Annotated in this window: 11 protein-coding genes; 10 read left to right on the top strand and 1 reads right to left on the bottom strand. The window is 70.9% G+C overall.

The features are described from left to right. Positions 1-14 precede the first annotated feature (14 nt). Entirely contained in the window at positions 15-1,013 is a 999-nt protein-coding gene (locus KHC19_RS15475; RefSeq protein ID WP_213353270.1) for an adenosine kinase, read from the bottom strand. A gap of 396 nt (positions 1,014-1,409) precedes the next feature. Here KHC19_RS15475 and murJ point away from each other — a divergent pair, with 396 nt between their 5' ends. The 10 genes from murJ to KHC19_RS15425 all read left to right on the top strand — a co-directional run bounded on the left by murJ (position 1,410) and on the right by KHC19_RS15425 (position 14,761). Beyond that, positions 1,410-3,155, top strand: coding sequence for a murein biosynthesis integral membrane protein MurJ (murJ, locus tag KHC19_RS15470; protein ID WP_213353269.1), 1,746 nt, complete (start codon positions 1,410-1,412; stop codon positions 3,153-3,155). A 143-nt stretch (positions 3,156-3,298) separates the two neighbouring features. After that, positions 3,299-4,342, top strand: a complete 1,044-nt coding sequence (gene trpS, locus KHC19_RS15465; RefSeq protein WP_213353268.1) for a tryptophan--tRNA ligase — start codon at positions 3,299-3,301, stop codon at positions 4,340-4,342. 330 nt (positions 4,343-4,672) lie between these two features. Further along, positions 4,673-5,641 (top strand): galactofuranose ABC transporter, galactofuranose-binding protein YtfQ, encoded by a 969-nt coding sequence (ytfQ, locus tag KHC19_RS15460; protein WP_213353267.1) that lies wholly within the window; start codon positions 4,673-4,675, stop codon positions 5,639-5,641. Between the two features lie 509 nt (positions 5,642-6,150). Beyond that, positions 6,151-7,713 carry a sugar ABC transporter ATP-binding protein gene (locus KHC19_RS15455; RefSeq protein WP_213353266.1) on the top strand — a complete coding sequence of 521 codons (1,563 nt, stop codon included), beginning with the start codon at positions 6,151-6,153 and terminating at the stop codon, positions 7,711-7,713. A gap of 11 nt (positions 7,714-7,724) precedes the next feature. Beyond that, on the top strand, positions 7,725-8,708 hold the full coding sequence (locus KHC19_RS15450) for an ABC transporter permease (protein WP_213353265.1): 984 nt from the start codon (positions 7,725-7,727) through the stop codon (positions 8,706-8,708). Next, on the top strand, positions 8,705-9,709 hold the full coding sequence (gene yjfF, locus KHC19_RS15445; protein WP_246548941.1) for a galactofuranose ABC transporter, permease protein YjfF: 1,005 nt from the start codon (positions 8,705-8,707) through the stop codon (positions 9,707-9,709). The genes KHC19_RS15450 and yjfF overlap by 4 nt, the downstream gene beginning before the upstream one ends. Beyond that, positions 9,709-10,431: a FadR/GntR family transcriptional regulator gene (locus tag KHC19_RS15440; protein WP_213353264.1), complete on the top strand. Its 723-nt coding sequence runs from the start codon at positions 9,709-9,711 to the stop codon at positions 10,429-10,431. Before yjfF ends, KHC19_RS15440 begins: the two co-directional genes overlap by 1 nt. A gap of 12 nt (positions 10,432-10,443) precedes the next feature. Then, positions 10,444-12,180, top strand: coding sequence for an IlvD/Edd family dehydratase (locus KHC19_RS15435; protein WP_213353263.1), 1,737 nt, complete (start codon positions 10,444-10,446; stop codon positions 12,178-12,180). Positions 12,181-12,224: 44 nt separating this feature from the next. After that, positions 12,225-13,160, top strand: coding sequence for a dihydrodipicolinate synthase family protein (locus KHC19_RS15430; RefSeq protein WP_213353262.1), 936 nt, complete (start codon positions 12,225-12,227; stop codon positions 13,158-13,160). A 2-nt stretch (positions 13,161-13,162) separates the two neighbouring features. Next, complete coding sequence (locus tag KHC19_RS15425) at positions 13,163-14,761, top strand: aldehyde dehydrogenase (NADP(+)) (protein ID WP_378295854.1); 1,599 nt, start codon at positions 13,163-13,165, stop codon at positions 14,759-14,761. Positions 14,762-14,819: the final 58 nt, after the last annotated feature.

The following is a 14,819-nucleotide window of genomic DNA, read 5'->3' as shown; positions in this document are numbered from 1 at the left end:
TCCGTCCCGGGCGCTCACACCCGCAGGCCGTTCTCCTGCGCCAGCTCCTTCAGGCCGCGTTCGGGGCGCGCGCCCATATGGCCGATCACCTCCGCCGCCGCCAGCGCGCCGAGGCGCAGCGACTCCGCCGGGGCGAAGCCGCGCGCGAAGCCGTGCAGGAAGCCGGCGGCGAACAGGTCGCCGGCGCCGGTGGTGTCGATCACCTGCGCCACCGGGAAGGCCGGCACCGCCACCCGCTCGGTGCCGGAGACCCACAGCGCCCCCTGCTCGGAGCGTGTCACCACCGCGCGGCGCACGTCGAGGGTGAGCTGGGCCAGCGCGGTGTCGAAGTCGGCGGTCTCGTAGAGCGATTTCAGCTCCGCCTCGTTGGCGAAGACGAGGTCGACCGTGCCGGCGCGCATCAGCTTGAGGAACTCGGCGCGGTAGCGGTCGACGCAGAAGGCGTCGGAAAGGGTGAGCGCCACGCTGCGCCCGGCCTTGTGGGCGATGCCGGCGGCCTTGAGGAAGGCTTCCTTGGCCGGCGGCGGGTCCCAGAGATAGCCTTCGAGATAGGTCACGGTGGCGCCCGCCACCATCTCCTCGTCGACATCGGCGGGCGAGAGGTCCTGCGCGGCGCCGAGATAGGTGTTCATGGTGCGCTCGCCGTCGGGCGTCACCAGGATCAGGCAGCGGGCGGTGGCCGGGCCGTCCTGCGCCGGAGCGGTGCGGTAGGCGATGCCGGCGGCGCCGATGTCATGGGCGAAGATGGTGCCGAGCGCGTCGTCCTTCACCTTGCCGACGAAGCCGGCGCGTCCGCCCAGCGCCGCCACGCCGGCGACGGTGTTGGCCGCGGAGCCGCCGGAGATCTCGACCCCCGGCCCCATGGCGGCATAGACCGTCTCGGCGCGTTCCTCGTCGATCAGCGTCATGCCGCCCTTGCGCATGCCGTGCGCGATCAGGAAATCGTCTTCGGTGCGGGTGAGCACGTCGACGATGGCGTTGCCGAAACCGATCACATCGAGCTCTGCGGTCACGTTCAGGCCTTTCGCATGGGGAAGGATGAGCCTTCCGGTAGCAGAGCCGGCAAGGGGCCGCAACGTGGCCGCAACGTGGCCGCAACGGCCCCCGACATGGCCGGTCCGTCCCCGTCCCGTCCCTGCCGTGGCATGGCCCCATCGCCGGGGGCGCCGGCGCGGCCTTCAGGGAGTGCGGCCCCGGCCGCTTCCGCACGCAGGATGGCGCCGCTGCCCGACCCCGGAGATCGACGTCTCCGCCGCCGGCCTGCCAATTCCCGGCGACCTGCCGGCGGCTCAGCTCGGCCTTGCCTCTCGCATCTTCCCCGCCCCTCTTCCCTGCCGCGCGGCATCCCGCCCTTCCGCCGCGCGGCGCGAGCGTCTATTGCTGGCGCGGTCCCAATCGCCGGCGCCTTGATGTCGCTTCTCAGGCATGCCTCCACCGTCGTCTCGCTGACGCTCGTCTCGCGCGTGCTCGGTTTCGCCCGCGATGCGGCGGTGGCGGCGCTGTTCGGCACCGGCGCGGTGGCCGATGCCTCGGTGGCCGGCCTCGCCATCCCGCAGCTGGCCCGCCGCCTGCTCGGCGAGGGGGCGCTCAACGCCGCCATCCTGCCACGGCTCGCCGGCCGGTCGCCCCCCGAGGAGCCGCCCGGCGCGGCCGGCGCAGGGCTCGTCGACGAACGGTTCGTCGACGAATGGCCCGTCGACGAACGGCTCGCCGGTGACGCGCCCGCCGTGCCGGCCGAGAGCCTCGGGGCATCGGGCGGCGAAGGGCCCGCCGGCATGTCCCGCGGCTCTCGCCTCGACAGGCCGCATGCCGTGGCGTCGGCGAGAGCCATTCCCGCCGGTGCCTCCCTTGCCGGTGCCTCCCTTTCCGAATCCCGCTTCGCCGGCGCGCTGGTCCTGGTGTTCACCCTTGCTGCCGCTCTCATCGCGGCGGGGCTCGGCTTGTTCATGCCGCAGGTGACGGCGCTGCTGGCGCCCGGCTTCCTCGACGATCCCGCCCGCGCCGGCGGCGCGGTGCTGGCGGGGCGCCTCGCCGTCTTCGCCCTGCCGCTCGCTGCCTGCGCCGGGGTGCTCGCCGCGCTGGTGAACGCCGCCGGCCGGGTGACGCGCCCGGCCTTCGCGCCGGCCGCCGGCAATCTCGCCGTGCTGGCGGTGATCGGCCTGCTCGCCTTGCTGCATGCCGGCGGCGAGCCCTCCCTCGCGCTGGCCCTGCTCGCGGTGGCGACGCTGGCCGGCGCGTTCGCCCAGCTGGTGGTGATCGGCGTCGCGCTGCCCTATCGGCCCGCCACCCTCATGCCGGACCGTGCGGCGCTGAAGGCGGCGCTGCCGGTACTGGCGGCGGCGGGGCCGACCCTGTTCGCCGCCGCGCTGCCGCAGCTGCGCATCCTCGTCGCCAATGCCAGCGCCTCCGGGGTGGAGGGCGGCGTCTCGGCGCTGTTCTATGCCACCCGCCTCGTCGAATTGCCGCTCGGCCTCGTCGGGGCGAGCGCCGGAGCGGTGCTGCTGCCGGCGCTGGCCATGCGCGGCCGGCCGGAGCCGGCGGCCGGCGGCAGCCTGCTGGGCCACGCCCTCGTCGCGGCGCTGGCGCTCACCGCGCCGGCGGCGATGGGCCTCGCTCTGCTCGCCGAGCCGATCGTGCGGGTATTGTTCCAGCGCGGTGCCTTCGATGCCGCGGCAACCCTGCTCACCGGCGAGGCGCTGGCGATGCTGGCGCTCAGCCTGCCGCTGCAGGCGATGGAGCGCATCCTCTCCACCGCCGCCTTCGCGCAGGGCCTGGGGCGCCTCGTCACCCGCGTGAGCCTCGCCGCGCTCCTGCTCGGCGGCGTGATCGGCTTCTTCTTCGCCGGCCCGCTCGGCCTCGCCGGGCCGGCGCTCGGCGTCGTCGCTTCCAGCCTGCTGGCGCTCGCCGGCCTGTGGATCGGCCTTGCCCGCGCCGGCCGGCTGCGGCTCGGCGGCGAGGACTGGCGCCGGCTTGCCGCCTGCCTCCTCGCCACCCTCGCCATGGCGGTGCCGGTCGGGCTCGGCGCCCGGCTTCTCGCCGGCCCGCTGGCCGCGGGCGGCCTGCACGGGGCGCCGGCGCTCGGCCTCATGGTGCTGGCGGGCCTCGTCGCCTACGGCCTCGCCGCCCGCCTCCTCGGCCTGCTGCCGCGGCGCTGAGGGCGCCACGAGGGCGGCACGAGGGCGCCACCCTTGCGCCTCCGGGCCGTGCGTGCCATGACGCGGACCCCGGAAGGCCGCGCCCGCGGCGAATCCGGGCGCCCTACCGTTTCTTCGAGGATGCCAGGCTTTTCGAGGGTCTAATGAACGTCAAGCAGCGCGTATTCTCCGGCGTGCAGCCGACCGGCAACCTGCATCTCGGCAATTATCTCGGCGCCATCAAGCGTTTCGCCGAATTGCAGGACAGCTTCGACTGCATCTATTGCGTGGTGGACCTGCACGCCATCACCCCGGACATGCGCGTCTGGGGCGGGCCGGCCGAGCTCTCGCGCAACATCCGCGAGGTCACCGCCGCCTATCTCGCCGCCGGCATCGACCCGACGAAGAACATCGTCTTCAACCAGAGCCAGGTCTCCGGCCATGCCGAGCTCGCCTGGGTGTTCAACTGCGTCGCCCGCCTCGGCTGGCTGAACCGCATGACCCAGTTCAAGGAGAAGGCCGGCAAGGACCGCGAGAACGCGTCGGTCGGCCTCTACGCCTATCCGAACCTGATGGCGGCCGACATCCTGCTCTACCACGCCACCCATGTGCCGGTGGGCGAGGACCAGAAGCAGCACATCGAGCTCACCCGCGACATCGCGCAGAAGTTCAATAACGACTTCGCCGAGTCCATCGCCGCCAACGGCTTCGGCGAGGCCTATTTCCCGCTCACCGAGCCGCTGATCGGCGGCCCGGCGGCGCGGGTGATGAGCCTGCGCGACGGCTCGAAGAAGATGTCGAAGTCGGATCCCTCCGACCTCTCGCGCATCAACCTCACCGACGATGCCGACGCGGTCGCCTCCAAGATCCGCAAGGCCAAGACCGATCCCGAGCCGCTGCCCACCGAACTCGACGGCCTCAAGGGCCGGCCGGAGGCGGAGAACCTCGTCGGCATCTATGCCGCGCTGTCCGGCACCGGCAAGGAAGAGGTGCTGGCGAATTATGGCGGCGGCCAGTTCTCCACCTTCAAGGGCGCGCTGGTCGAGCTGGCGGTGGACAGGCTCGGCCCGATCGGCGGCGAGATGAAGCGCCTGGTCGCCGATCCCGGCCATATCGACGCGGTGCTGCGCGACGGCGCCGCCCGTGCCCGCGCCATTGCCGACGTCACCATTGCGCAGGTCAAGGACATCGTCGGCTTCGTGCGCTGACCGTCCGGCCGCGGCGGCGCCTGCCGCCGCGCTTCCGCCTCTCCGCGCCGCTGATGCACGGGGGCCGCCGCCGCGCCGGCGGCCCCCGTCATCGTGCCCGTTGCGCGCCCGCTTCCACCGCTTCCCGCCCGCTTTCCTTCCCCCGGACATGTCCGCGAGGGCGCGTCGCCGCGCGTCCGCGCCCGTGTTTTCGCGCGTCCGCGCCTCACGCCGTTCGGCGGCTGAAAAGTCAAACAGTATGACTATTCAAGCGTTCCAAACCATGCCATAAAACGCCAGCTTACAAGCGCCCGAAAGTGGCGCGCAGCTGGACCCCATGGGAGAAACGCTATGTCTTTCAAAGCTTTGATGCTCGCTACCGCCATGTCCGGCGCCCTGTTCGCGGCCACCGGCGCCCGCGCGGGCGACCTCACCGTCGGCTTCTCGCAGATCGGCTCGGAATCGGGCTGGCGCGCGGCGGAGACCACCGTCTCCAAGGCGGAAGCCAAGAAGCGCAACATCAATTTCAAGATCGCCGACGCCCAGCAGAAGCAGGAGAACCAGATCAAGGCGATCCGCTCCTTCATCGCCCAGGGCGTCGACGCCATCTTCCTCGCCCCCGTGGTCGCCACCGGCTGGGACACGGTGCTGAAGGAAGCGAAGGAGGCCAAGATCCCGGTCGTGCTGCTCGACCGCGACATCGATCCCTCCGGCAAGGAGCTCTACCTCACCGCCGTCACCTCGGATTCCGTGCATGAGGGCAAGGTCGCCGGCGAATGGCTGGTGAAGACCGCCGGCGGCAAGCCCTGCAACGTGGTCGAGCTGCAGGGCACGGTGGGCGCCTCCGTCGCGGCCAACCGCAAGAAGGGCTTCGAGCAGGGCATCGCCGGCGCCTCCAACGTCAAGATCGTCCGCTCGCAGACCGGCGACTTCACCCGCGCCAAGGGCAAGGAAGTCATGGAGAGCTTCATCAAGGCCGAGGGCGGCGGCAAGAACATCTGCGCCGTCTACGCGCATAATGACGACATGATGGTCGGCGCCATCCAGGCGATGAAGGAAGCCGGGCTGAAGCCGGGCACCGAGGTGCTCACCGTCTCCATCGACGCGGTGCCGGACATCTTCAAGGCGATGGCGGCCGGCGAGGCCAACGCCACCGTCGAGCTCACCCCCAACATGGCCGGCCCGGCCTTCGACGCCATCGTCGCCTTCAAGGACAAGGGCACGGTGCCGCCGAAGTGGATCCAGACCGAATCCAAGCTCTACACCCAGGCCGACAACCCGAAGGCGATCTACGAGAGCAAGAAGGACCTCGGCTACTGAGGCGGCCGGCTGGGCGGTGCGTCGGCGGGGATATGCCCTCATCCCTTGCCCGTCCGGTTCCCGCCATACGACGTCATCCCCGGGCTTGACCCGGGGATCCACGACGATCCGCCGGTGCGCCCGGCTGTCGTCGGTGTGACATGAAGCGGCACTCGCCCATTCGGGCGCCTGCCTCTCCCCGAGGGGGAGAGGGGGGTGAGGGGGCGAACCGCTCCCAGGCTCCGCGGCTGCGTTCCTCACCGACCCGCTGCGCGGGCCACCTTTCCCTAATGGGGAGAGGGAAAGAACGAGCGAGCGAACGAACGAACCGTCATAGCCGCGACGTTCCTTGCGCCCTCGGATGCCCGGCAGAGCCGGGCCCCGGAGGATGCTCGCCCCCCAGCCGTCCGGCGGACCTGCCCGGCCCGTCGGCATTGTCCACAGCGTGTCCCTGTGGAAAAGGCCGGTCCATCCACCGCCTTTTCCACCGGGATGTCCCCATCCGATCCGCCCTGTTGGCGAGGCCGCTCATGTCCGAAACCGCCGCCATTCCCGGCCTCTCGATCGACACCGCGCCGCTTCTGGAGCTGACCGGCTTCTCCAAGTCCTTCGCCGGCTTCAGGGCGCTCGACCGCGTCGACCTGACGCTGCATGCCGGCGAGGTGCACGCGCTGCTGGGCGAGAACGGTGCCGGCAAGTCGACGCTGATCAAGTGCATGACCGGCGTCGTGCATCGCGATGCCGGCACGCTGCGGCTCGCCGGCGCCGACATCGCCCCGCGCTCGGCGGAGGAGGCGGTGAAGTCCGGCATCGCCACGGTGTACCAGGAGGTCAACCTGGCGCCGAACCTCTCGGTGGCGCAGAACCTGTTCCTCGGCCGCCAGCCCACCCGCTTCGGCCTGGTGCGTGAGGGCGAGATGCGCCGGCGCGCCCGCGAGGTGCTGGCCGGCTTCGACCTCCACATCGATGTCGCGGCACCGCTGGAGAGCTATTCCGTCGCCGTGCAGCACATCGTCGCCATCGCCCGCGCAGTGGACCAGTCGGCGCGGGTGCTGATCCTCGACGAGCCGACCGCCAGCCTCGACGCCCATGAGGTCGAGATCCTGTTCGCGGTGATGCGGAAATTGACGGCGCGCGGCATCGGCATCCTGTTCGTCACCCATTTCCTCGATCAGGTCTATGCGATCTGCAACCGCATCACCGTGCTGCGCAACGGCCGCCTTGCCGGCAGCGCCACCACCGCGCAGCTGCCGCGCCTCGATCTGGTGCGGATGATGCTCGGCCGCGAGCTGGCCGAGGCGACCGCCCACACCGGCGCCGGGCGCGCCGAGGCCGGCCCGGAGCAGCCGGCCTTCGCCTCCTTCGAGGATTACGGCAAGGCCGGCTATGTCGCGCCCTTCGATCTCGCCTTGCGGCCCGGCCATGTGGTCGGGCTCGCCGGCCTGCTCGGCTCCGGCCGCACCGAGACCACCCGCCTCGTCTTCGGCGCCGCCCATGCCGATACCGGTGCCGCCACCGTGGACGGGCGCAAGGTCGCGCTGGCGAGCCCGGCGGAGGCGCTGCATCTCGGCTTCGGCTACTGCCCGGAGGAGCGCAAGACCGAGGGCATCGTCGCCGAGCTCACGGTGCGCGAGAACATCGTGCTGGCGCTTCAGGCGCGGCGCGGGGCGCTGAAGCCGCTGTCGCGCCGTGAGCAGGACGAGATCGCCGCCAGGTTCATCCGCCTGCTCGACATCCGCCCGCCCGACCCGGAGCGGCCCATCGGCCTGCTGTCCGGCGGCAACCAGCAGAAGGCGCTGCTCGCCCGCTGGCTCGCCACCGAGCCGCGCCTCCTGATCCTCGACGAGCCGACGCGCGGCATCGATGTCGGCGCCCATGCCGAGATCATCGCGCTGATCCGCCGGCTGTGCGCCGAGGGCATGGCGCTCCTGGTGGTATCCTCGGAGCTGGAGGAGATCGTCACCTATGCCGACGAGGTGATCGTGCTGCGCGACCGCGCGCATGTCGCCCGCCTCACCGGCGAGGAGATCACCGTGCCCGGCATCCTCAAGGCCATCGCCGCCGATGCCCCGGCGAGCGGGCAGGCCGCGTGAGGGAGATGACCATGCCGCTCCGTCTTCCCCGCATCGGTACCTCGCAGATCGTCGCGCTGGCCGCGATCCTGGCGATCAACTGGGTGGTGTCGCCGCAATTCTTCGACATCCGCCTGCAGGACGGCCGCCTGTTCGGCAGCCTCATCGACGTGCTCAACCGCGGCGCGCCGGTGGCGATCCTGTCGCTGGGCATGGTGCTGGTCATCGCCATGCGCGGCATCGATCTCTCGGTCGGCGCGGTGATGGCGATCTGCGGCGCCATCGCCGCCAGCCTCGCCGATACGCATTCCCTGCCGGTGGTGCTGGCCGCCGCGCTGGGCGCCGGCCTCGCCTGCGGGCTGTGGAACGGCTTCCTGGTGGCGGTGCTCGGCATCCAGCCCATCGTCGCCACGCTGATCCTGATGGTGGCCGGGCGCGGCATCGCCCAATTGATCACCGAGGGCCGCATCGTCACCTTCAGCTCGCCGGAGCTGGCCTTCATCGGCGGCGGTTCGGTGCTCGGCCTGCCCACGCCGGTGGTCATCACCCTCGCCCTGCTGGGGCTGACGCTTCTCATCGTGCGCGGCAGCGCGCTCGGCCTGATGATCGAGGCGACCGGAGGCAATGCCCGCGCCGCCGCCCTGGCCGGCATCGGCACGCGGCTGATCACCCTCGCCGTCTATGGCTGGTGCGGGCTGTGCGCCGCCATCGCCGGCATCATCGCCGCCGCCGACATCCTCGGCGCCGACGCCAACAATGCCGGGCTGTGGCTGGAGCTCGACGCCATCCTGGCGGTGGTGATCGGCGGCACCTCGCTGTTCGGCGGCCGCTTCTCGCTGGTGCTGGCGGTGGTCGGCGCGCTCATCATCCAGGCGATGAACACCGGCATCCTTCTGTCCGGCTTCCCGCCGGAGACCAATCTGGTGGTCAAGGCGGTGGTGGTGCTGGCGGTGCTGCTCGCCCAGTCGCCGCGGCTCAAGGGGCTCGGCAGCAGCCTGTTCGGGAGGGGCAAATGAACGTCGCCGGCCGCAATTCCGTGAGCCGCCTGCTGCCGGTCGCCGCCACCAGCGCGGTGTTCCTCATCGGCTTCCTCATCTGCTCGCTCACCTTCCCGAACTTCGCCTCGCTGCGGGTGGTGATGAACCTGCTCACCGACAATGCCTTTCTCGGCATCGTCGCGGTGGGCATGACCTTCGTCATCATTTCCGGCGGCATCGACCTGTCGGTCGGCTCGGTGATCGGCTTCACCACCGTCTTCCTCGCCATCGCCATCGAGCAATGGGGCGTGCCGCCGCTGATGGCCTTCGCCCTCATCCTCGTCATCTCGGCGCTGTTCGGCGCGGCGATGGGCGCGGCGATCGAATATTTCGAGCTGCCTCCCTTCATCGTCACGCTGGCCGGCATGTTCCTCGCGCGCGGCGCCAGCTTCCTGATGTCGACGGAATCGATCCCGATCACCGCCGACCTCTATTCGCATCTCGCCGAGCAGGCGATCCGCCTGCCGGGCGGCGCCCGGCTCACCGTGCCGGCGATGGCGATGCTGGCGGTGGTGGCCGGCGGCATGGTGCTGCTCCACCTCACCCGCTTCGGCGCCAATATCTATGCGCTCGGCGGCTCGCGGGTCTCCACCGCGCTGATGGGGGTGAACGTCACCCGCACCACCGTCGCCATCTACACGCTGTCGAGCGCGCTGGCCGGCCTGTCGGGCATCGTGTTCTCGCTCTACACCTCCTCCGGCTACTCGCTCTCCGCCGTGGGGGTGGAGCTCGACGCCATCGCCGCGGTGGTGATCGGCGGCACGCTCCTGTCGGGCGGCTACGGCTTCGTGTTCGGCACCTTCGTCGGCGTGCTGATCCAGGGGCTGATCCAGACCTACATCTCGTTCGACGGCTCGCTGTCGAGCTGGTGGGCGAAGATCGCCACCGGGCTGCTGCTGTTCGCCTTCATCGGCTTCCAGCAGGCGACGCTCGGTCTGGCGCGGCGCTCGCGCCGCCTTGCCGCCGCAGGAGCGCACTGATGAGCTCGCAGATCGTCGTCATCCCCGCCCGCCGCGGCCATTCCAACCATGCCGAGGTGGCGCGCACCATCGGCATCGACATCATCGCCGGCCGCTATGGCGAGGGCGCGAAGCTGCCGGGCGACGCCGAGCTCACCCTGCTGTTCGGCGTCTCCCGCCCGGTGCTGCGCGAGAGCGTGAAGACGCTGGTCGCCAAGGGGCTCCTGTCCACCAAGGCCCGGGTCGGCACGGTGGTGCGCGAGCGGGCGAGCTGGAACATGTTCGACCCGGACGTGCTCGCCTGGCATCTCGACGCCGGCATCGACCGCCGCTTCCTGCGCGACCTCGCCGAGATCCGCCTGGCGGTGGAGCCGCAGGCGGCCGCCCTCGCCGCCGAGCGCCGCAGCGAGGACGACCTCACGCTGATGCGCGCCGCCGTCGCCCGCATGCAGGAGGAGCCCGGCGCCTCCGAGGGCTTCGCCGAGGGCGACCTCGCCTTGCACATCGCCATCGCCAACGCCTCGGGCAATCCCTTCATGCGCTCCATCGGCGCGGTGATCGAGGCGGCGCTGCGCGCCTCCTTCGTGCTCTCCGCCCCGGCGGACACGCATGAGCGCGACGTCGCGGTGAGCGCGCATGCCAGCATCGTCGAGGCCATCGCCGCCGGCGATGCCGGGGCCGCCGGCGCGGCGATGACCAATGTGATCTTCAACGGCCTGCGCCGCCATGGCGCGGCAGGCTGAACGGGTGCCGAGATGAGCGACGACAACAAGAAGAAAACCCTGCGCAGTCAGGCCTGGTTCGGCCGCCAGGACAAGATGGGCTTCTATTACCGCTCCTTCCTGAAGAACTCCGGCACGCCGCAGGACCAGTTCGACGGCCGCCCGGTGATCGGCATCTGCAACACCTGGTCCGAGCTCACCCCCTGCAACATCCATTTCCGCGACCTCGCCGAGCATGTGCGGCGCGGCGTGCTGGACGCCGGCGGCTACCCCTTGGAGTTTCCGGTCTCCTCGCTCGGCGAGGTGACGATGCGCCCCACCGCCATGCTGTTCCGCAACCTCGCCTCGATGGATGTCGAGGAAGCCATCCGCGCCCATCCGCTCGACGGCGTGGTGCTGCTGATGGGCTGCGACAAGACCACCCCGGCGCTGCTGATGGGGGCCGCCTCCGCCGATCTTCCCGCCATCGGCGTGTCCGGCGGCCCGCAATTGCGCGGCGTCTATCGCGGCCAGATCATCGGCTCGGGCACCAACATCATCTCGATGAGCGAGCAGTTGCGCGCCGGCGAGGTGACGCTGGAGGAGTTCCACGCGGCGGAAGCCGGCATGAACCGCTCGGCCGGCTCCTGCATGACCATGGGCACCGCCTCGACCATGGCCTCGATGGTGGAAGCGCTCGGCATCGGCCTGCCGGAGAACGCCGCCATCCCCGCCGCCGACGCCCGCCGCGCCTTGCTCGCCCGCATGGCCGGCCGCCGCATCGTCGAGATGGTGCATGAGGACCTGAAGCCCTCCGACATCCTCACCCGCGACGCTTTCGAGAACGCCATCCGCACGCTGGCGGCCATCGGCGGCTCCACCAATGCGGTCGTCCACCTGCTGGCCATCGCCGGCCGCATCGGCGTCGACCTCACCCTCGAGGATTTCGACCGCCTCGGCCGCGACATCCACTGCCTCGTCGACCTGATGCCGTCCGGCCGCTTCCTGATGGAGGATTTCTACTATGCCGGCGGCCTGCCCGCCGTGCTGCGCGCGCTCGGCGAGCGCGGCCTCCTGCACAAGGACGCACGCACCGCCAATGGCCGCACCTTGTGGGAGAACGTCGCGCAGGCGCCGAACTGGAACGAAGAGGTCATCACCCCGTTCGAGGCGCCGTTCAAGGAGGAGGCTGGCATCGCCATCCTCACCGGCAACCTCGCCCCGGACGGCGCCGTCATCAAGCCGTCGGCGGCCTCGCCCGAACTGATGCGCCACACCGGCCGCGCCGTGGTCTTCGAGAGCGTCGAGGAGATGCACCACGCGGTGAACGACGAGGACCTCGACATCGACGCCTCCTGCATCATGGTGCTGAAGCATTGCGGGCCGAAGGGCTATCCCGGCATGGCGGAGGTCGGCAACATGCCTTTGCCGGCTAAGCTCCTGCGCCAGGGCGTGCGCGACATGATCCGCATCTCCGATGCCCGCATGTCCGGCACCGCCTATGGCACGGTGGTGCTGCATGTCGCCCCGGAGGCCACCGCCGGCGGCCCGCTGGCGCTCGTCCGCAATGGCGACCTCATCACCCTCGACGTGCCCGCCCGCTCGCTGCACCTGCATGTGGACGAGGCGGAGCTCGCCGCCCGCCGCCAAGCCTGGGTGGCGCCGGAGCCGCACGCCGCGCGCGGCTATCAGCGCCTCTATATCGACCATGTGCTGCAGGCTGATCGCGGCGCCGATTTCGATTTCCTGGTCGGGCGCTCCGGTTCGCCGGTACCGCGCGACAACCATTGAACCGTTTGCACCGATCCCTGCGCATCGATCTGTTTTGAGGTTGCATGATGACCACGACTTCCGCCGCCCGTCCCTATAAAGGCGTCTTCCCGGTCGCCCCGACCGTGTTCGATGCCGAGGGACGGCTCGATCTCGACGGCCAGAAGCGCGCCATCGACTGCATGATCGACGGCGGCTCGCACGGCCTGTGCATCCTCGCCAATTTCTCCGAGCAGTTCGTGCTTACCGATGACGAGCGCGATCTCGTCATGCGCACCGTGCTGGAACATGTCGCCGGCCGGGTGCCGGTGATCGTCACCACCACGCATTTCTCCACCTTCGTCTGCGCCGAGCGCTCGAAGCGGGCGCAGGAAATGGGCGCGGCGATGGTGATGATCATGCCGCCCTATCACGGCGCCACCTTCCGGGTGCCGGAGCCGGCGATCTACGATTTCTATCGCGCCGTCTCGGATGCCATCGATATCCCGATCATGGTGCAGGACGCCCCGGTGGCCGGCACGCCTCTCTCCGTGCCCTTCCTCGCCAGGATGGCGAAGGAGATCGAGCATCTCGCCTATTTCAAGATCGAGGTGCCCGGCGCCGCGAACAAGCTGCGGGCGCTGATCGAGGCGGGCGGCGAGGCCATCGAGGGCCCGTGGGACGGCGAGGAGGCCATCACCCTGCTGGCCGATCTCGACGCCGGCGCCACCGGCGCCATGACCGGTGGCGGCTACCCGGACGGCATCCGCCAGATCATCGATCCGTATTTTGCCGGAGATCGCGAGGCGGCGGTCGACGCCTATATGCGCTGGCTGCCGCTGATCAATTACGAGAACCGCCAGACCGGCCTCGCGGCAGCTAAGATCCTGATGAAGGAAGGCGGCGTCATCGCCCATGACACGCTGCGCGCGCCGTTGCCGCCGGTGCATCCCGCCACCCGCGCCGGGCTGATCGAGATCGCGAAGCGGCTCGATCCGGTGGTGCTGAGCTGGGGGAAATGAGCATGAGTGCCATCACGGGTGCCCTGCTGATCGGTTCGCGCGACGTGGCGGAGGGCCCGACCTTCCGCGCCGTCGATCCTGCGCGCGGCAGCGAGATCGAGCCCGCCTTCGTCGAGGCCGGCCCGGCCCATGTCGCCGAGGCCGCCGCGCTCGCCGCGCAGGCCTTCCCGATCTACCGCGCGACGGCGCCGGAAGCCCGCGCGGCCTTCCTCGACGCCGTCGCCGCCGAGATCGAGGCGATCGGCGACGCCCTCATTGAGCGCGCCTCGCAGGAAACCGGCCTGCCCGCCGCCCGGCTTCAGGGCGAGCGCGCCCGCACCACCGGCCAGCTGCGGCTGTTCGCCTCGTGGATCCGCGCCGGCGGCGCCGACGAGCCGCGCCTCGACTCACCGCTGCCCGAGCGCAAGCCCTTGCCCCGCGCCGATCTGCGGCTGCGCCATATCGGCGTCGGCCCGGTGGCGGTGTTCGGCGCCTCGAATTTCCCGCTCGCCTTCTCGGTGGCCGGCGGCGACACCGCCTCGGCGCTCGCCGCCGGCTGCCCGGTCATCGTCAAGGGCCACCCCGCCCATCCCGGTACCTCGGAGCTGGTCGGCCGCGCCATCCGCGCGGCGGTGGCGAAGGCGGGGCTGCCGGAAGGCGTGTTCTCGCTGCTCACCGGCACCTCGCATGAGCTGGGCGGCGCGCTGGTGGGCGATCCGCGCATCGCGGCGGTGGGCTTCACCGGCTCGCGCGCCGGCGGCCTCGCGCTGGTAGCCATCGCCGCGAAGCGCCCGGTGCCGATCCCCGTCTATGCCGAGATGAGCAGCATCAACCCGGTGTTCCTGCTGCCCGCCGCGCTGGAATCGCGTGCCGAAGCGCTCGGCACTGCCTTCGTCGGCTCGCTGACCATGGGCGCCGGCCAGTTCTGCACCAATCCGGGCCTCGTCATCGCCATCGAGGGCGAGGGGCTCGACCGTTTCCTCGCCAGCGCCGGCACGGCGATGGCAGGGGCGCCGTCCGCCACCATGCTCACCCCCGGCATTGCCGGTGCCTATGCCAAGGGTGTGACCGCGCTCGCCGGAGCCGGCGCCACCGAGATCGCCCGCGGCGGCGCGGAAGCCGGCCCGAATGCCTGCCGCCCGGCGCTGTTCGTCGCCGAAGCGGGGGCCTTCCTGTCGGAGGCCGCCCTGTCGCACGAGGTGTTCGGCGCCTCCTCGCTGGTGATCCGCTGCCGCGACGCCGCCGAGATGCTCGCCATCGCCCGTGCGGTGGAGGGCCAGCTCACCGCCACCCTGCATCTGGACGCCGCCGACCACAAGCTGGCGGCCGAGCTCGTCCCGGTGCTGGAGGAAAAGGCCGGCCGCATCCTCGCCAATGGCTGGCCGACCGGCGTCGAGGTCTGCCACGCCATGGTGCATGGCGGTCCCTTCCCGGCGACCTCGGACCCGCGTTCGACCTCGGTCGGCACCCTCGCCATCCGCCGCTTCCTGCGCCCGGTCTGCTACCAGGACCTGCCCGAGGCGCTGCTGCCGGCGGCGGTGAAGGACGGTAATCCGCTGCGCCTGCCGCGCCTCGTCGACGGCACCATCGTGCCGGCGCCCGCATCGGAGGACGGAAAATGATCGCATCGGTCATTCCGGCCGGCAAATCGGCCGCATCGTCCACCTCATCGTCCTCGAA

It is taken from the genome of Ancylobacter oerskovii, from assembly GCF_018390555.1.
Lineage (GTDB): Bacteria > Pseudomonadota > Alphaproteobacteria > Rhizobiales > Xanthobacteraceae > Ancylobacter > Ancylobacter oerskovii.
This window is presented reverse-complemented; position numbering and strand designations above follow the sequence as displayed.